The following is a 17,937-nucleotide window of genomic DNA, read 5'->3' as shown; positions in this document are numbered from 1 at the left end:
GGGTCGGGCGAAGGCGTAGCCAAGCCGTCCCGGCCGCGCAAGGGCGCGGAGGCCCGCCGAACGGCCACCGCGGGATGATTGCGCTAACCTGCGCGGGAGGGGGTCAGCTTTCGATGCCGTCGAGGGCGGGCTCGGCGCCGCGCGCGCTCAGGTCCACGACCAGACGGGTTTCCCCGCCCTGCGCCCGCACGAGGTGGATGCGGTTCATGCCCAGCTCCACGTCCTGCGCGCCGAAGCCCCAGATGCCGCCGACCGAGACCACGAGCCCCTGCGGCTCGCCCGTCGGGCCGGTGACGACGTCCGCGACCTGCCCCAGGTCCTCGAGCGCGAGGTCCTCGGCCCGGATGGGCGCGCCCCAGCGGGCGATCGGGTCCTCGGTGGCGTAAAGATGCTCACCCACGAGCGCCGCCGCGCCTTCGGCCTTGCTCTGGAGCTTGGCCCGGTCCATACCGTCGGCCATCGTGAAAACCGCGAGCCCGATCGTCGCCGCCGTGATGATGGGAAGATCCATCCTGTTCCCCTGCCTCAGGGCGGCCCGCCAGCCGCCTCACCGTCCCTGGTCCTGATTCGGCCAAGGCGCTTCGTGAGAGGAACACCGGAAGGCCCGGTCCGGTTCCCTGGCCACTGTCAAGCCGTCTCAGGCTCCTTCGTCGAGAACCGGAAGCTCGTCGGGCGTCATCTCGAAGGCGTGGCCCGAGGCGATCATGCAGGTGGGCCCGCCGGGGCTGGTCACCGTCAGCGTCCAGGTCCCCGTCTCCTCGGAGGCATAAAGCTCGACCACGGAGTCGGCGGCGTCCAGCGCGATGGACTTGCGGCTTTCGCCCCAGTTTTCCGCGAGATGGCGGGCCATCACCTCGTGGTCCGAGCATTGCGCGTCCTGGGCTTGGGCCGCCCCCGCCACGAGGGCGAGCGCCAGCACGGGGATCGTCGTTCGAAGCATCATCGTCACCTCTTGTCTGGGGCGGTCCGGCAGGACCGGCGTGGGCTGCGTCGCGGTGGGGGCGCCACGGGATCGGAAAAAAGAGTTGACGCGCCATGCCGTGCTGTTCTCGCAACGCGGAGCCGCGCGAATCGTTGCAAGGCGCCGTGTTCCACGCGAGGTTTTCCGCAGATTTCGAGGACGCCGCCGTGATCCAGCTTTCCCTGGGCCTTCTGGCCTTCAGCCTGCCGCATCTGTGGAAACGGCTCTGGCCGGAGACGCGCCTGCGGCTGGGCGACCCGGGCAAGGGGATCGTCGCGATCCTGTCCGTGGCGGGGATCTGGCTGATCGCGCGGGGCTACGGCGCCTGGGACGACGCGCCGCAGGTCTGGAATCCGGCCCCCGTCACGCGGCACATCAACAACCTGCTGGTGGTGGTGGGCTTCTACTTTTTCGTCGCCTCGGGGATGGGGGTCTGGGGCGCGCGCGTGAACCGGCACCCGCAGCTGACCGGGGTGATCCTGTGGGCGGTGGCGCATCTGCTGGTGAACGGCGACCTGGCCTCGATCCTGCTGTTCGGCGGGCTGCTTGTCTGGGCGGTGCTGGAGATCGTGCTGATCAACCGCGCGGTTCCCGGATGGACGCCGCCCCCGCGCCCGCCCCTGGGCAAGGAGGCGACGGCGGTGGTCCTCGCGCTGGTCCTCGTCGCCGTGGTCGGCTACATCCACGGCTGGATCGGCCCCTGGCCCTTTGGATGATGCGATGCGCCTTTACCGCTTCCTGTCGGAGGACGACACCTCCGCCTTCTGCCACAAGGTGTCCGAAGCCCTGTCGAAGGGCTGGGACCTTTACGGCGAGCCCAGCTACGCCTTCGACGCCCATCGGGGCGTGATGCGGTGCGGCCAGGCCGTCACCAAGGAGGTCGAGGGGACCTACTCCTCGGACCTCAAGCTCGGCCAGCTTTGATCATTCCTCCGCCTCGCCGGCGAGGGCGAGGGTCCCGGGCGCCTGCTGCCTGAGGTCGTCGGTGCCCAGCGGCTCCTTGGGCCGCGCGAGGCGGTTGGCCACGACCCAGCGCAGCTCCTGGCTCGCGCGGGTGATCGCCACATAGGCGAGGCGCTTCCAGAGCTGCTGCCCGGCCTCGACCCGGCCCATGCGGGCGGCCACGAAGATGTCGGGGGCGAAGACCTGCACGACGTCCCATTGCGACCCCTGCGCCTTGTGGATCGTCACCGCCGCGCCGTGCAGGAAGGTCGCGCCCATCTGCGCGGCGTAGGGGATGAAGGGCTCCTCCTCGCCTTCCTTCTCGATCTTGACGATGGAGGCGGCGGACACCTGGGGCTCCTCGGCGCCGATGACGTGGAGGCGGGAAAAGCCGGGCTTGCGGCCCGGTCCCAGGTAGATGACCTGCGCCCCCTTGATGAGGCCCCGCGCCTCGAGGTCGAGCCGCTTCTTGCGATGCTTCATCGGCAGCTCGATCCCGTCGCAGATCAGCGGCTCGCCGGGCAGCAGTTCCGTCTCGGGGGCGCCGTGGGCGCTGCGGAAGGCGTGGATCAGCTTGATCCGGGTGGCGTTGCGCCAGACGAGGACGGGGGAGCGGGCCATGAGGTCGCTGTCCACCCGGCCCGTCACATGGACGCGCGGGTCGCGGCGGGCCGCCTCCTGCACCATGTCCTCGAAGGTCTCGAATTCGAGGTTGGGGTCGGCCAGCGCATGGGCGAGGTCGAGGATGGGGGAGTCGGCCTCCTGCCGGTGGATGCGGGTCAGCGACTTGACCTTGTCCTGGGGCAGGCGGTCGAAGACCATGCCGCCGCCCTGGCCCTGCACGGGGGGCAGCTGCGCCGGGTCGCCGAACAGGACCAGGGTCGGGAAGATCTCCTTGAGATCCTCGAACTGGCGTTCGTCGAGCATGGAGGATTCGTCGATGAAGCCCACGTCCAGCGGCTCCTCGCGGCGCTTCCAGCCGGTGATGAAGTCCGAGCCGCGCAGCCCCGCCGCGGCCAGCGCGGCGGGCACGGAGCCGTGGAGGCCATAGGCCTCCTTGGCGCGGTCGAGCTGGGCGTCGGTGAGCTGGCCCGTGGTCGGACGGTCGCCCTGGCCCGCCAGCCATTCGGCGACCTTCTCGAACTCCGGGTCGTAGACGGGGGTGTAAAGGATGCGGTGGATCGTGGTCGCCGGCACGCCCTTGGTCCGCAGCACCGAGGCCGCCTTGTTGGTGGGCGCGAGGATGGCGAGGGTGCGGCGATCCTTCTTGCGCTTGGATTCCCAGTCCGGGGACACGATCTCGACCCCCGCCCGGCGAAGCGCCTGGGTCAGGGAGGCGAGGAGCATGGTCTTGCCGGACCCCGCCTTGCCGGTGATGGCCAGGACGGAGGGCGCGCGGTCGGGGTTCGCGGGGGCGAGGTCGCCGTCGTCGAGCCCGACCCCGGCCTGGGCCAGGACGGTCGAAACGGCCGACCACGCAGCGGACTGGTCGGAGGACAGGGCGGGAAGGTCGGCCATGGCCGCCTACCTAGCCGCCCGGACCCGCCGCGGCCAGAGGGGAGCGGTCCCCCGCGCCCCCGGGGCACCCGGCCGTCAGCCCCGAAGCGCCCGGAAGCCGGCCGAGGCGCCCCAGCCGGCGGCGATGGCGATGGCAAGGGCCATGAGGCCGTACAGGAAGGGCTGCTCCTGGGCGAGGGCGAAGAGCCACCGTTCGAGCCCGACCTTGCGGACGTAGATGCTGGCTTCGTAGCTGTCGACGATCCGGCCGTCGCGGGTCAGGAAGATGCGGGTGACGTAGTCGCCTTCGGTCAGGTTGGCGGGCAGGCCGATCTCGGTGCGGAAAAGGGTCTCCTGCTCGAAGTCGACGCCGCCTTCGAGGATCTGGTAGCTGCCCTCCTGCTCGCGGATGCGGATCAGGGCGTCGAGGAAATCCTCTCGGTTGCCGACGTCGTTGCCGATGGCCCGGATGGCGCGCGGGATCGAGATGGAATGGCGCAGATCCTCGGTGTCGCGAAGGATCCGGTCCAGGGGGCCGGTGGTCGCGACGGCGTAGAAGGTCGGCGCGGCGTCCACCCGGACGGCGCGGCTGTTGACCCAGATGCCGAGCCGGCGCTCGGCCTCGCGCACGGTGAGGGGCTCCTGGGGGCCGGAGACCGTGATGATCACTTGGAGCGGCGCGGGCTGGGGCGCGGGCGCGGCCCGCTTCACCGCCCCGAAGATCAGGATGTCCGAGCCGTCGAAGGTGGCGGTGATGGCGACCTCGTCGCTGGACAGGCCGAGGACGATCTCCTCGGCCCGGGCGGGGGCCACCACCGCCAGCAGGAGGGCGAGGAGGGCGGCCCAGGTCCGGATCATTCGACCGGCTCGACGGAAAAGATCTCCTCCGGCTGGAGGAGGAGGGTCAGGGCGAGCTGGAGGCAGACCGCGAGGACGAGGATGGCCAGCATGATGCGCAGATGCTCGGGCTTGAGGCGGGTCCCGATCTGCGCGCCGACCTGCGCGCCGATGACGCCGCCCAGGATCAGCAGGACCGCCAGGACCACGTCCACCGTCTGGTTGGTCGTGGCGTGGAGCAGGGTGGTGAAGGCGGTCAGGAAGATGATCTGGAAGGTGGACGTCCCGATCACGACCTTGGTCGGCATCCCGAGCAGGTAGATCATCGCGGGGACGAGGATAAAGCCGCCGCCCACGCCCATGATCGCCGACAGCAGGCCCACGAAGAGCCCCACCAGGATCGGCGGGATGACCGAGATGTAGAGGCCCGAGACGCGGAACCGCGTCTTGAAGGGCAGCGCATGGACCCAGTTGTGGCGCCGCCGCTGCGGGGCCACGCCCGACCGGGTCCGCAGGATCGCGCGGAGCGATTCCCAGAACATGAGGCCGCCCACGGTCCCGAGGAAGGCGACGTAGCAAAGGCGAACCAGCAGGTCGACCTGGCCCAGGGCCTTGAGGAGGTTGAACACCATCACGCCCAGCGCCGAGCCGAGGAGCCCGCCGATCAGCAGGACGGTGCCCATCCACATGTCCACCGTGCGCCGCTGGAGATGCGTGAGCAGCGCCGAGAAGGACGAGGCGACGATCTGGTTGGCCGAGGTGGCTACGGCCACCGCCGGCGGGATGCCGACCAGGAACAGGAGCGGCGTGATCAGGAAGCCCCCGCCCACCCCGAACATGCCGGACAGCAGCCCCACCAGCCCCCCGAGGCCCAGGAGGAGGAAGGCGTTGACCGAAACCTCGGCGATGGGAAGGTAGAGCTGCATGGCGTTCCCGCGACCGTGCCGCCAGTCAATAGCGGAAAGGGTTGATATCCAATGACCCCCGACCGCGTGGGGCCGAAAATCCTTCGGCGAAGGATATGGGGCACAGTATGGCGCACGGGCCGGCGCGGTCAGGCCGAATCGCGGAGCATCCGCCGCAGCACCCGTTCCAGCTTGGCCGCGCCGAGGGGGGCCATGGCCTTCGTATGCTCGTGGCTGATCGATTCGGCGGACAGGCCCGCCGCCATGTTGGTCAGGACCGACACCGCCGCGACCCGAAGGCCCAGGAAGCGGGCCAGGATCACCTCGGGCACCGTGGACATGCCGACCGCGTCGGCGCCCAGGGTGCGGATGGCCCGGATCTCGGCGGGGGTCTCGAAGGACGGGCCGGAGTACCAGGCGTAGACGCCTTCGTGCAGGTGGACGCCCTCGGCCGCGGCGGCGTCGCGCAGCCCCATGCGCAGGCCCGGATCGTGGGCGTCGGTCATGGGCACGAAGCGGGCGTCCGTGGGCTCTCCGATCAGGGGATTGAGGCCGGAGAAGTTGATGTGGTCCGACAGGAGCATGACCGATCCGGTCGGCATGTCGGCGCGCAGCGATCCCGCGGCGTTGGTGAGGACCAGCGCCTCGGCGCCGAGGGCCTTCAGCACCTCGAGCGGGAGCCGCATCGCCGCCGGGTCGCCGGATTCGTAATAATGGGCGCGGCCGCCGAAGACGGCGACGCGGACCCCCTCGAGGGTGCCGATCACGAGGTTCGGGGTGTGGCCGGACACCCCGGCATGGGGAAAGCCCGAAAGGTCCGCGTAGGGGATGGCCACCCCGTCCACCTGCCCGGCGATATGGCCGAGCCCCGATCCCAGCACGAGGCCCAGGCGGACGGGGTCGTGCCCCGCCCGGTCCTTGATGATGGCGGCGAGGTCGGCGGCGCGGGTCATGGGCGGTCCATCAGGGCAGGGGCGCGAGGGGATCGGGCCGGTGGGAACGGGCGCGGCCAAACGGGGCCGGCCGGGGGCGGCAGGGTGCGGGGAGCGGGCCTACCGCTCCTTGACATAGGGCTCTCCGCCGGCGCGGGGCGGGATCGCGCGGCCGACGAAGCCCGCGAGGATGATGACCGTCAGGATGTAGGGCATCGCGTCGAGAAGCTGGCCTTGGATGCTGAAGCCGAAGCTTTGCTGGAAAAGCGCGGGCCGGAGGGCCAGGGCCTGGAGGAAGCCGAAGAGCAGGCAGGCCCCGAGCGCCGGGAAGGGGCGCCACTTGGCGAAGATCAGCGCGGCCAGCGCGATGTAGCCCCGGCCCGCCGTCATGTCCCGCACGAAGCCTGCGGCGGGTTCGGCCGTCGAGAGCTGGGCGCCGGCCAGCGCGCAAAGGACCCCCGCGATGGCCACCGCGGCAAAGCGCAGCCGCGTGACCGAGATCCCCGCGGTGTCCACGGCGGCCGGGTTTTCGCCCACGGCGCGCAGGCGCAGGCCGAAGCGGGTCCGGTACAGCACCCACCACGACAGCGGCACGGCCAGGAGCCCGGCATAGACCAGGATCGTATGCCCCGAGAGCACCTCGGAGTAGAGGGAGCCCAGGATGGGCAGGTCGCGGATCTCGGTCGCGCCGGGGAAGGTCAGCTCCTCGAAGCGCTGGCCGTCGCCCAGCTGGGGCGTGCGCCCGCCCTCGGCGAACCAGCTCTGGCCGACGACGACGGTCAGGCCCGAGGCCAGGAAGTTGATCGCCACGCCCGAGATGAGCTGGTTGCCGCGGAAGGTGATCGAGGCGAGCCCGTGAACCGCCGACAGCGCCAGCGACCCGGCGATGCCGACGAGCAGGCCGAGCCAGACCGAACCCGTCGTGGCGGCGAAGCCCGCGGCGAGAAAGGCCGCGACGAGCATCTTGCCCTCGAGGCCGATGTCGAAGATGCCCGCGCGCTCGGAGAAGAGGCCCGCGAGGCAGGCCAGGAGCAGGGGCGAGGCGAGCCGGAGCGTCGCGTCGAGAATCTGGAGAAGGGTGGCCCAGTCCATCGCTTACTCCGTCGCTGCGGTGCCGGGGGTGGACGAGGGGGCGACCCGGCCCGGCGGATGCAGGGTGGGGCCGGGCGGCGACAGCGGCGTCCGGGCCCGGCGGCGGGCGAAGATGCGCTCGATCGGCATCCGCACCATGTTGTCCAGCGCGCCCGTGAACATGATCACCAGCGCCTGGATGACCACGATCATCTCGCGCGGGATGGCGAGGGTGAGGCCCAGTTCGCTTCCGCCCTGGTAGAGGATGCCGAACAGGATCGCGGCGAGGAACACGCCCAGCGGATGCGACCGGCCCATCAGCGCCACGGCGATGCCGATGAAGCCCGCCCCCTCGACGGCGTTGAGGATCAGGCGCTCGGCCTCGCCCAGGGTGTTGTTGATCGCCATCATCCCGGCCAGCGCGCCCGAGATCAGCATGGTCACCATGATGATCTTGGTCGAGCCGATGCCAGCGTAGCGCGCCGCCCCTTCGGAGAAGCCGAAGGCGCGGATCTCGTAGCCGAGCCGCGTCTTCCAGATCAGCAGCCAGACGGCCAGGCAGGCCAGGATCGCGATGAAGAAGGTGATGTTCGCGGGCGTGCCGCGGAACAGGATCGTTTCCCCGAAGGAGAACATGTCCCGGAAGGACGGGATGTGCGTCGCCTCGGGAAAGGAGGCGGTCGCGGTTTCCATGGTCCCGGCGGGCTTCAGCGGCCCCACGAGAAGGTAGTTGAGCAGGGCGGCGGCGATGAAGTTGAACATGATCGTCGTGATGACGATGTGGCTGCCCCGCCGGGCCTGCAGGACGGCCGGGATCGCCGCCCAGGCCGCCCCGAAGGCCGCCGAGGCCACCATCGCGGCCAGCAGCGCCAGCGACCAGTGCGGCCAGGGGATGTAGAGCGCGATCAGCGCCACCCCGAGCCCGCCGATCACCGCCTGCCCCTCGCCGCCGATGTTGAACAGGCGCGCGTGGTTGGCGACGGCCACGGCCAGGCCCGTGAACATGAAGTTCGTCGCGTAATACAGGGTGTAGCCCCAGCCGTAGGTCGAGCCGACCGAGCCCGACACCATGATCTTGAGCGCCTCCCACGGGTTCTGCCCGATGGCGAGGATGACGAGGGCCGAGATGACGGCCGCCAGCAGCAGCGAGATCAGCGGGACGAGGAGGACGTCGGCCCAGCGTGGCATGCGGTCCATCAGGCGGTCCCTTCGGTGATGCCGGCCATCAGGAGGCCGAGTTCGTTGGCGTCGGTGTCGGCGGCGATCTTCTCGCCCATGATGCGGCCGTCGAACATGACGGCGATGCGGTCCGACAGGGACAGGATCTCGTCCAGCTCGACGCTGACGAGGAGGATGGCCTTGCCCTGGTCGCGCAGCGCGACGATCTGCTTGTGGATGAACTCGATGGCGCCGATGTCGACGCCCCGCGTGGGCTGGCCGATGAGCAGCAGGTCCGGGCCGGACTCGATCTCGCGGGCGACGACGATCTTCTGCTGGTTCCCGCCCGAGAAGTTCTTGGCGGCCAGCATGGGGTTCGGGGGCCGGACGTCGAAGCGCTGCATCTTGTCGGCGGTGTCGGCCTTCATGGCCGCCTGGTCCATCATCGCGCCGCGGCCGTAGGCGTCCCGGTGATGGTAGCCCAGGGCGATGTTCTCCCAGGCGGCGAAGTCCAGAATGAGCCCCGCCTGCTGGCGATCCTCGGGGACGTGGCCGATGCCCGCGTCCCGGCGGTCCCGCGCGTCCTCGTGGCCCGCGATGTCGATGGGACGGCCCTTCACCCGGACGGTCCCGGTGCCCTTCATGTAGCCGCCCAGCACCTCGAGCAGCTCGCTCTGGCCGTTGCCGGCGACCCCGGCGATGCCCAGGATCTCGCCCGCGCGGACGGCGAGGGAGACGCCCTTGAGCCGCTCGACGCCCTTGGCGTCGACCACGCGGAGGTTGTCGATCTCCAGCACCGGCGCGCCGGGCTCTGCGGGCGTCTTGTCCACGCGGAGCAGCACCTTGCGCCCCACCATCAACTCGGCGAGCTGGGCGGGGTTGGTGTCGCGCGTGGCCACGGTGGCCGTCATCTCGCCGCGGCGCATGACCGACACGGTGTCGGTGATGTCCATGATCTCGCGCAGCTTGTGGGTGATGAGGACGATGGTCTTTCCCTGCGCCTTGAGGTTGCGCAGGATGCGGAACAGGTGGTCGGCCTCGGGCGGGGTGAGCACGCCCGTGGGCTCGTCGAGGATGAGGATGTCGGCGCGGCGGTAGAGGGCCTTGAGGATCTCGACCCGCTGCTGGAAACCCACGCCGATCTCTTCGATCCGGGCGTCGGGATCGACGTCGAGCTCGTACTCCTCGGCCAGCTGCCGGAGCTGGGCGCGCGCCTTGGCCAGCGACGGCCGCAGCAGGGCGCCATCCTCGGCCCCCAGGACGACGTTCTCGAGGACGGTGAAGTTCTCGACCAGCTTGAAGTGCTGGAACACCATGCCGATCCCGGCGCGGATCGCGGCCTGGGAGTCGGGGATCAGCGTCCTGCGGCCGTTGATGAAGATCTCGCCGGAGTCGGCGTGGTAGAAGCCGTAAAGGATCGACATGAGCGTCGATTTCCCGGCCCCGTTCTCGCCGATGATGCCATGGATGGTGCCGGGCATCACCCGGATGGAGATGTCCTTGTTGGCCTGCACGGGGCCGAAGGCCTTGGAGATGCCGCGCAGCTCGATGGCGGGGGTGCCCTGCGACCCGCTCTGCGTCTGGACCTGGGGGGCGAGGCTCATGCGGCACCCTTTCTTAGTGCGGAAGGGGCCGCGGCCGGTCCCGGCCACGGCCCCCGGGGTCTGTCAGATGCCCGATGTCAGAAGTTGACCGCCGGGCAGGTCTCGTCGCTCATGTAGTCGTGAACCTCGAGTTCGCCGCTGCCGATCTTGGCGGCGGCCTCGTCGACGGCGGCCTTCATCTCGGGCGTGATGAGCGACTGGTTGTTCTCGTCCACGGCATAGCCCACGCCTTCGTTGGCGATGCCCATGACCTGCACGCCGGTCTCGACCGCCTCGCCCGCCGACATGGCCTCGAAGACGGCGTTGTCCACGCGCTTGACCATCGAGGTCAGCACCTGGCCCGGGTGGAGGTAGTTCTGGTTCGAGTCCACGCCGATGGACAGGATGTTCTCGTCCGCGGCGGTCTGGAGCACGCCGACGCCGGTCGCGCCGGCCGCGGCGAAGACCACGTCCGCGCCCTGGGAGATCTGGGCGAGCGTGAGCTCCGAGCCCTTGGCCGGGTCGTTCCAGGCGGCGGGGGTGGTGCCGGTGAAGTTGGCGAGGATGGTCGCGTCGGGCTTCACGGCCTTGACGCCCTGGGCGTAGCCGCAGCCGAACTTGCGGATGAGCGGGATGTCCATGCCGCCCACGAAGCCCACGGTGTCGGACTTGGAGGCCAGGCCCGCCAGCATCCCGACGAGGTAGGAGCCCTCATGTTCGTTGAAGACGACCGAACGGACGTTGGGCTGTTCCACCACGGCGTCGACGATCACGAACTTGGTGTCCGGGTAGTCGGGCGCGATCTCGTTGAGGGGGGTGGCGCTCATGAAGCCGACCATGATGATCGGGCTGTAGCCCTGCTCGGCGAAGCGGCGGATCGCCTGCTCCCGCTGGGGTTCGGCCGTGAGCTCGAACTCGGCGTAGGAGCCGCCGGTCTCTTCCTTCCAGCGCTCGGCGCCCTGGAACGCGCTTTCGTTGAAGGATTTGTCGAACTTGCCGCCCAGGTCGAAGATCACCGCCGGATCGGCCAGCGCGGCCCCGGCCGAGATCGCCAGGGCAGCCGCCGCGCCGAGGAAGGTGGAAAGTTTGGTCATGCGTCTCCCAGTCCTTTTGTGGGGGCCGCCCAAGGCCCCAGTGCTGGCGCGATCAAGCCGTGCCCCGAGGGGAGGGTCAACTGGAATTTCCGTGCGTTGCGCGCGACGGCACGTCAGCCGAGCGGGCGGGCGAGGACCAGGGCCGCGACGGCCGGACCCGTCCTGCGCGCATAATAGGCGGGCCGCCGTCCGATGCGGCCATAGCCCCGCCCGTCATAGAGCGCGCGGGCCGGGAGGTTGTCCTCGGCCACCTCGAGAAAGGCCTGCCGGGCCCCCCGGGCGGCCGCGTCCGATTCGAAGGTGGCCAGGATCGCCGAGGCCAGACCCTGGCGGCGATGGGCCGGGTCGGTCGCGATGGTCAGGACCTCGGCCTCGTCCAGGACCACGCGGCCCAGGAGGAAGGCCCGCCCGTCGCCCAGCAGCAGCGTGCCGGGCAGGTCCAGGAGGGCGGCGAACTCGGCCTCGGTCCAGGGCCGGTCCTCGCTGAAGGCGGCGGCATGGAGGCGGGCCAGCGCGGCGGGGGTCATCCGGGCAGGATCACGGGCGCGGGGTCGCGCGGCGGCGCGGCGTCGGCGGCCCGAAGATAGAGGGGGGCGGGGCGGGGGTTGTCCCCTTGGCGACGCCGGAGGGCGATGCGCGCGGTCGCCACCGCGAGGGGGACCAAAGGCTCGGCGGCCATCCCGCCTGTACGGGCGGCCAGATCGTCCGCGGCATGGCCCACGCAGGGCGTGCCGGGCGGCAGGACCGGGAGGGGATCCTCGGGGCCGACCGTGAGGGGGCCGAAGGCGACCGGTCCGAACGCCTGGACATGCACCTGTCCAAGGCGGGCGTCCCGCGCGGCCAGCACGGCGTCGCGGCCCCAGGCCAGGGCTTCGAAGGCCGTGACGCCGATGGCCGGGATGCGCAGGCCAAGCGCCAGCCCCCGGGCCGCCGCCACCGCGATGCGGACGCCTGTGAAGTTGCCCGGACCCGTGCCGACGCCCAGCGCGGCCAGGTCGGCCCAAGTGGCGCCTTCTTCGCGCAGGATCCCCTCGAGCAGGGGGAGGAGGCGTTCGGCCTGGCCGGTGGCCATGGCCTCCTCGCGCGCGGCCAGGACGCGGTCACCCGACAGCAAAGCGGCCGCGCAATGCGCGGCCGATGTGTCGAAGGCGAGGATCAGGGGCTCAGGCCGCAACCGGCCGAACCTCGGTCACTTCGGGGATGTAATGCCGCAGCAGGTTCTCGATCCCCATCTTGAGCGTCAGGGTCGAGGAGGGGCAGCCCGCGCAGGCCCCCTGCATGTGCAGGTAGACCACGCCGCGTTCGAAGCCGTGGAAGGTGATGTCGCCACCGTCCTGCGCCACCGCCGGACGGACGCGGGTGTCGAGCAGTTCCTTGATCTGCTCCACGATGGCGGAGTCCTCGCCGTCATGGACGGCATGGCCGGAGGCGGCGGAGGCGTTGCCCTCCATCACCGGCTGGCCGGACTGGTAATGGTCCATGATCGCGCCGAGCAGCGCCGGCTTGATGTGGTTCCAGTCCACCTCGGGCGCCTTGGTCACGGTCACGAAATCGCTGCCGAGGAACACGCCAGTCACGCCGTCGACGCCGAACAGGCGCCGGCCCAGGGGCGAGGTCTGCGCCGACGGCGCATCGGGGAAGTCGGCCGTGCCCTGGCCCAGCACGGATTCCCCGGGCAGGAACTTGAGCGTGGCGGGGTTGGGCGTGGATTCGGTCTGGATGAACATCGGGAGCCCCCTGGATCAGGGCCCCGATATGCGCCCTCGGGGCGGCTACGTCAAGGATTTGGAACCATTCTAAATCGAAGGGGCGCCGGTCGACGGCGCCCCTGGAGCATGTCGGCCGGGACGGTGTCCCGCGACGTCAGCCGCCGTTGTCGTTGTCGCTGCCGCTCGAGCTTTCGCCGCTCGGGGTGTCGCCGGAGCCGCCGCCGGCCTCGGCAGAGCCGATCTCGACCTCCTGCGCGGCGACATCCTGGCCGCCGACCACCAGCACCGCCTGCACGGCGCCGGCGTTGGGGCGCTGCAACAGCGTGATGCGGACGTTCTCATTGGCGCCGGCGGTGATCGGAGCGCTGCCCAGGACCTCGCCTTCGTTCTCGCCGGTGATGCGGCGGATCTGAACCTCGCCATCCGCGGTGGACGTCACCAGGGGCAGGACGATCAGCGCGTTGTCGGCCTGGGCCGGGATGATGCCGAAAGCGTCCGAGGTCGCCAGGGTGTCCTGGGCCGTCGCCAGGCCAGCCGTGCCGATCAGGGCGGCAGCAGCCAGAATGACAAGCTTGTTCATGTTGACTTTCCTCGTGTCGTGGTCCGCATCTCATGCGGTCGGGCAGGCAACGCAGCGCCCGGGGAATTGGTTTCCTGCCCCGCCGGCCGCGAGGGCGAATTTTTGAGATGCGGCCCGGTCGGCTGTCAGGACGGCGCTAGGCTGCGCGCGATCGTCCCGGCGAACAGGAACAGCGCCAGGCCCGCATGGGCCATGATCGCCGCGCCCAGCGTGCCGCTGGACAGGCGGGAGGCCGTCCAGACCCCTCCGAGCGCGAGGGGGCCGAAGACGGCGAGGGTGGGGGACAGGCCGGTCTCGACGTCGCGCATCCCGGTCCAGGCCAGGTGGAACGCCCAATAAAGCCCGAGGGCGAGCGCCGCCGCGCGCGGGCCGGGCCGTGGGATCAGGGCGCCGCGCCAGAACAGCTCCTCCAGGGTCGCGTGCAGCAGGGCCGCGAGGGCGGCGGCGACAAGGAGATGCGGCGGCAGCGGCGCATCCCCCAGGAGCCGCAGCGTCACCGCACCCCAGGCCAGGACGGGGAGGGCAAGCATGACCGCGATGAGCCGTCCGGGCGGTTCGGCCGGGAGCAGGGCGCGGAGCCTGTGGGGATCGGCGCGCAGCGCCAGCGCCGCCCCGAGCCCGCCCCAGTAGACCATGAGCCCGAGCCCGGCCGCCACCAGGGGCGGCGTCACGGTCCCGAGCCAGGCCAGAACGGCGTAAAGGGCAGGGCCGCCCAGGAGCACCCCAAGGGCGAGCCGGGCGTCCATGGCTCAGGTGATCGCCTCGAGCCGCTCCTTCGAGAGGTCGCCGGGCACGATGGTGATGGGCACGGGCAGCGTTCCGGCCTGCTTGGTCAGCGCGGTCACGAGCGGGCCGGGACCCTTGTTGTCGGTGCCCGCGCCCAGGACGAGGACGCCGATCTCCTCGTCGTCGCGGATCTGGGCCATGATCTCGGGCACGGCCTCGCCCTCGCGGATCACGAGCTCGGGGTCGATGCCCTGGCGGTCGCGCATCCATTTGGCGAAGACCTCGAAATGGACCTCGATCCGCTCGCGGGCTTCTTCGCGCATGATGTCGCCCACGCCGATCCAGGCCCCGAAGTCGGCGGGCGAGATGATCGACAGGACCTGCACCGCGCCGCCGGTCTTGGCGGCGCGCATGGCGGCGAAGCGCATCGCGTTGAGGCATTCGCGCGTTTCATCAAGCACGACCAGGAATTTCCGCACGCCCTGTCCCCCTTTGGCCGCGTGCGCGGACTGTGGCGGAAGGCCCGCCGGCTTGCAACGGTTGCCACCGGGCCAGCCGGATCAGCGCGCCGCGCGGGTCGGTGGAGGTCAGCCCCGGACCATCCCCACGATCTCGAGCGTCCGGTCCAGGATCGGAGCCGCGATGCCGCGCGCCCGTTCGGCCCCGCGGGCGAGGATGCGGTCGATCTCGGCGGGGTCGTTCATCATCCGCGCCATCTCGCCGGAGATGGGCGACAGCTTCTCGACGGCCAGTTCGGCGAGGGCGGGCTTGAACTGCCCCCAGCCTGCGCCGGGATGCCGGGCCAGCACCTCGGCCGGCGTGATCCCGGCCAGGGCGGCGTAGATCTCCACGAGGTTGCGCGCCTCGGGGCGGCCGTCCAGCTCCTCGACGGTCTCGGGCAGGGGGGCGGCGTCGGTGCGGGCCTTCTGGAACTTTCGGGCGATGGTGTGGGCGTCATCGGTCATGTTGATGCGCTCCATGTCCGATTCCCCGGACTTGGACATCTTCTTGGTGCCGTCGCGAAGGTTCATGACCCGCATGGCCGGCCCCTCGATGACCGGCAGGGTCATGGGGAAGAAGTCCACCTTGTAGTCGTGGTTGAACTTGGCCGCGATGTCGCGCGTCAGCTCGACGTGCTGCTTCTGGTCCTCGCCCACGGGGACGTGGGTGGCGTGGTAGAGCAGGATGTCGGCCGCCATCAGCGACGGATAGGCGTAAAGCCCGAGGCTCTGCGCCTCGGCGTTCTTGCCGGCCTTTTCCTTGAACTGGGTCATGCGGTTCATCCAGCCCAGGCGCGCCACGCAGTTGAGGATCCACGCGAGCTCCGCGTGCTGGGAGACCTGCGACTGGTTGAACAGGATCGACCTTTCCGGGTCGATGCCGGAGGCCAGGAAGCCGGCCGCGACTTCGCGGGTCGCGGCGCGCAGTTCGGCCGGGTCCTGCCAGACGGTGATCGCGTGGAGGTCCACGACGCAGTAGATCGTCTCGAACTCCTGGCCCTGCATCTCCACGAAGCGCTTGATCGCGCCGAGGTAGTTGCCGAGCGTGAGCCCGCCCGAGGGCTTGATGCCCGAGAAGACACGGGGCGTGAAACGGGCGTCTTGCATGGGAATGTCCGCTGGCCTTGAGGATCGGGCTCGATTAACGGGGGCTCCGCCAACCGTCAAGGAGACGCCCATGGCCCGATCCTTTCTCAAGCCGCTGCCGGATCCCAGCCCGGGCGAACGGCCCGTGAATCCGGTGCCCCCGGTCGTGGTGGCGCTCTTCCTCGTGATCATGGGGATCGAGGCGGCCCTGAGCCTGGGCGGCACCGGCATGGTCGGGGGACCGGCGGCGGTGGGATGGCGCGTGGCGCTGATCGACCGGTTCGCCTTTTCGCCCGCCGTGTTCGACTACGTCGTGGAGGGCGGCCGGCGCGAGGCCGGCTTCCTCATCCGCTTCGTGAGCTACGCCTTCGTGCATGGAAGCGTCACCCACGCCCTGTTCGCCGGCGCCCTGCTGCTCGCCCTGGGCAAGTTCGTGGGCGAGGGGATGGGGCAGCTCGCGGCGCTGGCCGTGTTCCTCCTGTCGACGGTCGGGGGGGCCGTGGCGTTCGGGGCGCTGCTGGACGGGCTGGTGCCGCTCTTCGGCTGCTACCCGGGGGTCTACGGGCTGATCGGGGCCTTCACCTACCTGCTCTGGCTGCGGCTCGGGCTCGCGGGGGAGAACCGGCTCCGGGCGTTCCGGCTGATCGGCACGCTGCTCGCCTTCCAGCTCCTGTTCGGGATGCTGTTCGGGGCCAACCCGATCTGGGTGGCCGATGTCGGCGGCTTTGTCGTGGGCCTGGCGGTGGCCACGATCCTGGCGCCGGGGGGATGGGCGGCGCTCCGGGCGCGGCTGCGGGCCCGCTAGCGGCGCAGCGCCCCGCGCAGGTCCGATCCCCGGATCGCGCCCAGTGCGACGGCCGCGCCGAAGTAGGTGACGATGCCCAGCCCGCAGACCAGCGCGAGCGCGAGGTAGCGCACCCCCGGCGCGTGAAGCGGCCCGTCGAGCAGGTGCGCCGCCCCCCAAAGCACGACGCCCATCAGCGCCGAGGCCGCGAGGATGCGGGGCAGTCGCCCGCGAAGCCGGTCGTCGATCCGGGCGGCGTCCCCCATGCCCCGCGCCCCGCGCCAGAGCTGCCAGACCATGGTCCAGCCCGCCACCGTCGTGCCCAGCGCCGCGGCAAGGAACCCCATCACCGGGGCAAGGCCCACCGCGACGGCGGCGTTCACCACCATGGCCCAGACGGCGTAGTTGAAGGGCCGCCGCGAATCCTCGCGGGCGTAGAACAGCGGCTGGAGCACCTTGTGGAGCGTGAAGGCGGGCAGGCCCGCGCCATAGATGGCCAGCGTCCAGGCGGTGGCGATCGTGTCCTCGCGGCCGAAGGCGCCCCGCTCGAACAGCACCGAGATCAGCGGATAGGCGATCACCACCAGCGCCACGGCGGCCGGGATGGTGAGCGCCAGGCTGATCTCGGTGGCGCGGTTGAAGGCGTTGCGGCCGCCGTCCTCGTCCCCCGCGCGCAGGCGGCGCGACAGGTCCGGCAGGAGCACCGTCCCGATCGCGATCCCGACGACGCCCAGCGGCAGCTGGTAAAGCCGGTCCGCGTAGGACAGCCAGGCCACCGCGCCCTCGAAGAAGCTCGCCACCTGGCGCCCGACCAGGAGGTTGATCTGCACCACCCCGCCGGCGAGCATGGCCGGACCCGCGATGCGCGCCAGGCGGCGGAGGTCGGGCGTCAGGCGCGGCCAGGCCAGCCTGGGCGCATAGCCCACGCGCCGCGCGGCGTCCCAGGTGAAGGCGAGCTGCGCGATCCCGGTGATCGGCACCGTCCAGGTGAGCGTGAGGCCCATGTCCCAGCCCAGCCAGTCCCCCAGCAGCATGGCGGCGATGAACATCAGGTTCATCAGCACGGGGACGAGGCTTGCCTCGGTGAAGTGGCCGAAGGCGTTCAGCACCCCCGACAGCATCGCCACGAGCGAGATGAACAGGATGTAGCAGAAGGAGATCCGCCCATAGAGCACGGCAAGGGCGAAGCGTTCGTCGCCGGCAAAGCCCGCCGCCATGGCCCAGACCAGCCAGGGCATCAGGATCGAGCCGACCAGCGAGAACACGATGAGCACCGAGGCCAGGCCGTTGAACGCGTCCCGCGCGAAGCCCCGGGGATCCTCGCCCCCCTCGAGCTTCTTGGCGAAGATCGGCACGAAGGCCATGTTGAAGGCGCCCTCGGCGAAGAACCTCCGGAACATGTTGGGGAGCGAGAAGGCCACCAGGAAGGCCTCGGCCGCCGGGCCGGTGCCCAGGTAGGCCGCCATCATCACGTCCCGCGCGAACCCGGCCACGCGGGACAGAAGCGTCCAGGCCCCAACGGTCAGAAAGCCCCTCGCGAGGCGGATCGGTGCGGCCATGTCGTCGAAAACC

21 protein-coding genes are annotated in these 17,937 nt (G+C 70.6%); 3 read left to right on the top strand and 18 right to left on the bottom strand.

Going from position 1 to position 17,937, the window contains the following annotated elements; genetic code table 11:
- Positions 1-103: 103 nt before the first annotated feature.
- Entirely contained in the window at positions 104-511 is a 408-nt protein-coding gene (locus tag J3P31_RS08585; protein ID WP_210528005.1) for a PRC-barrel domain-containing protein, read from the bottom strand.
- A 126-nt stretch (positions 512-637) separates the two neighbouring features.
- Positions 638-943, bottom strand: a complete 306-nt coding sequence (locus J3P31_RS08580) for a hypothetical protein (protein ID WP_210528004.1) — start codon at positions 941-943, stop codon at positions 638-640.
- Positions 944-1,128: 185 nt separating this feature from the next.
- Here J3P31_RS08580 and J3P31_RS08575 point away from each other — a divergent pair, with 185 nt between their 5' ends.
- Both J3P31_RS08575 and J3P31_RS08570 read left to right on the top strand, forming a co-directional pair.
- The gene (locus J3P31_RS08575) at positions 1,129-1,677 is read left to right on the top strand and encodes an NnrU family protein (RefSeq protein ID WP_210528003.1); all 549 of its coding nucleotides are present in this window, start codon (positions 1,129-1,131) and stop codon (positions 1,675-1,677) included.
- Between the two features lie 4 nt (positions 1,678-1,681).
- Complete coding sequence (locus J3P31_RS08570) at positions 1,682-1,885, top strand: DUF1737 domain-containing protein (protein WP_210528002.1); 204 nt, start codon at positions 1,682-1,684, stop codon at positions 1,883-1,885.
- On the opposite strand, the gene J3P31_RS08565 is transcribed toward J3P31_RS08570, so the two are convergent.
- The 15 genes from J3P31_RS08565 to trpS form a co-directional block, all read right to left on the bottom strand.
- Positions 1,886-3,421, bottom strand: coding sequence for an ATP-dependent DNA helicase (locus J3P31_RS08565; protein ID WP_210528001.1), 1,536 nt, complete (start codon positions 3,419-3,421; stop codon positions 1,886-1,888).
- A 75-nt stretch (positions 3,422-3,496) separates the two neighbouring features.
- On the bottom strand, positions 3,497-4,258 hold the full coding sequence (locus tag J3P31_RS08560; RefSeq protein ID WP_210528000.1) for a TIGR02186 family protein: 762 nt from the start codon (positions 4,256-4,258) through the stop codon (positions 3,497-3,499).
- Entirely contained in the window at positions 4,255-5,163 is a 909-nt protein-coding gene (locus J3P31_RS08555; RefSeq protein ID WP_210527999.1) for a sulfite exporter TauE/SafE family protein, read from the bottom strand. The genes J3P31_RS08560 and J3P31_RS08555 overlap by 4 nt, the downstream gene beginning before the upstream one ends.
- Before the next feature lie 128 nt (positions 5,164-5,291).
- Positions 5,292-6,095 carry a purine-nucleoside phosphorylase gene (locus J3P31_RS08550; RefSeq protein ID WP_210527998.1) on the bottom strand — a complete coding sequence of 268 codons (804 nt, stop codon included), beginning with the start codon at positions 6,093-6,095 and terminating at the stop codon, positions 5,292-5,294.
- Between the two features lie 99 nt (positions 6,096-6,194).
- Positions 6,195-7,166 carry an ABC transporter permease gene (locus tag J3P31_RS08545; RefSeq protein WP_210527997.1) on the bottom strand — a complete coding sequence of 324 codons (972 nt, stop codon included), beginning with the start codon at positions 7,164-7,166 and terminating at the stop codon, positions 6,195-6,197.
- Positions 7,167-7,169: 3 nt separating this feature from the next.
- A complete protein-coding gene (locus tag J3P31_RS08540; RefSeq protein ID WP_210527996.1) occupies positions 7,170-8,342 on the bottom strand; it encodes an ABC transporter permease in 1,173 nt (390 codons plus the stop codon).
- The gene (locus J3P31_RS08535; RefSeq protein WP_210527995.1) at positions 8,342-9,907 is read right to left on the bottom strand and encodes an ABC transporter ATP-binding protein; all 1,566 of its coding nucleotides are present in this window, start codon (positions 9,905-9,907) and stop codon (positions 8,342-8,344) included. Before J3P31_RS08535 ends, J3P31_RS08540 begins: the two co-directional genes overlap by 1 nt.
- 77 nt (positions 9,908-9,984) lie before the next feature.
- Positions 9,985-10,980, bottom strand: coding sequence for a BMP family lipoprotein (locus J3P31_RS08530; RefSeq protein ID WP_210527994.1), 996 nt, complete (start codon positions 10,978-10,980; stop codon positions 9,985-9,987).
- A gap of 113 nt (positions 10,981-11,093) precedes the next feature.
- Positions 11,094-11,507 (bottom strand): GNAT family N-acetyltransferase, encoded by a 414-nt coding sequence (locus J3P31_RS08525; protein WP_210527993.1) that lies wholly within the window; start codon positions 11,505-11,507, stop codon positions 11,094-11,096.
- Positions 11,504-12,154 carry a tRNA (adenosine(37)-N6)-threonylcarbamoyltransferase complex dimerization subunit type 1 TsaB gene (gene tsaB / locus J3P31_RS08520; RefSeq protein WP_210527992.1) on the bottom strand — a complete coding sequence of 217 codons (651 nt, stop codon included), beginning with the start codon at positions 12,152-12,154 and terminating at the stop codon, positions 11,504-11,506. Before tsaB ends, J3P31_RS08525 begins: the two co-directional genes overlap by 4 nt.
- On the bottom strand, positions 12,144-12,707 hold the full coding sequence (locus J3P31_RS08515) for a NifU family protein (protein WP_210527991.1): 564 nt from the start codon (positions 12,705-12,707) through the stop codon (positions 12,144-12,146). The genes tsaB and J3P31_RS08515 overlap by 11 nt, the downstream gene beginning before the upstream one ends.
- A gap of 136 nt (positions 12,708-12,843) precedes the next feature.
- Positions 12,844-13,269, bottom strand: coding sequence for a hypothetical protein (locus J3P31_RS08510; protein WP_210527990.1), 426 nt, complete (start codon positions 13,267-13,269; stop codon positions 12,844-12,846).
- Between the two features lie 125 nt (positions 13,270-13,394).
- Positions 13,395-14,015, bottom strand: coding sequence for a CPBP family glutamic-type intramembrane protease (locus J3P31_RS08505; RefSeq protein ID WP_210527989.1), 621 nt, complete (start codon positions 14,013-14,015; stop codon positions 13,395-13,397).
- Positions 14,016-14,018: 3 nt separating this feature from the next.
- Positions 14,019-14,474, bottom strand: a complete 456-nt coding sequence (locus tag J3P31_RS08500; protein WP_210527988.1) for a universal stress protein — start codon at positions 14,472-14,474, stop codon at positions 14,019-14,021.
- Between the two features lie 108 nt (positions 14,475-14,582).
- The gene (trpS, locus tag J3P31_RS08495; RefSeq protein WP_210527987.1) at positions 14,583-15,602 is read right to left on the bottom strand and encodes a tryptophan--tRNA ligase; all 1,020 of its coding nucleotides are present in this window, start codon (positions 15,600-15,602) and stop codon (positions 14,583-14,585) included.
- A 70-nt stretch (positions 15,603-15,672) separates the two neighbouring features.
- Here trpS and J3P31_RS08490 point away from each other — a divergent pair, with 70 nt between their 5' ends.
- Complete coding sequence (locus J3P31_RS08490) at positions 15,673-16,386, top strand: rhomboid family intramembrane serine protease (RefSeq protein WP_246849354.1); 714 nt, start codon at positions 15,673-15,675, stop codon at positions 16,384-16,386.
- Here the strand turns inward: J3P31_RS08490 and murJ are convergent.
- Positions 16,383-17,924 (bottom strand): murein biosynthesis integral membrane protein MurJ, encoded by a 1,542-nt coding sequence (gene murJ, locus J3P31_RS08485; protein ID WP_210527985.1) that lies wholly within the window; start codon positions 17,922-17,924, stop codon positions 16,383-16,385. The genes J3P31_RS08490 and murJ overlap by 4 nt on opposite strands.
- Positions 17,925-17,937: the final 13 nt, after the last annotated feature.

The sequence above is a fragment of the Rubellimicrobium arenae genome (genome assembly GCF_017916275.1).
Classification (GTDB): Bacteria; Pseudomonadota; Alphaproteobacteria; order Rhodobacterales; family Rhodobacteraceae; genus Rubellimicrobium; species Rubellimicrobium arenae.
Note: the sequence above shows the minus strand (reverse complement) of the source record. Positions and strands in the feature narration are given on the sequence as shown.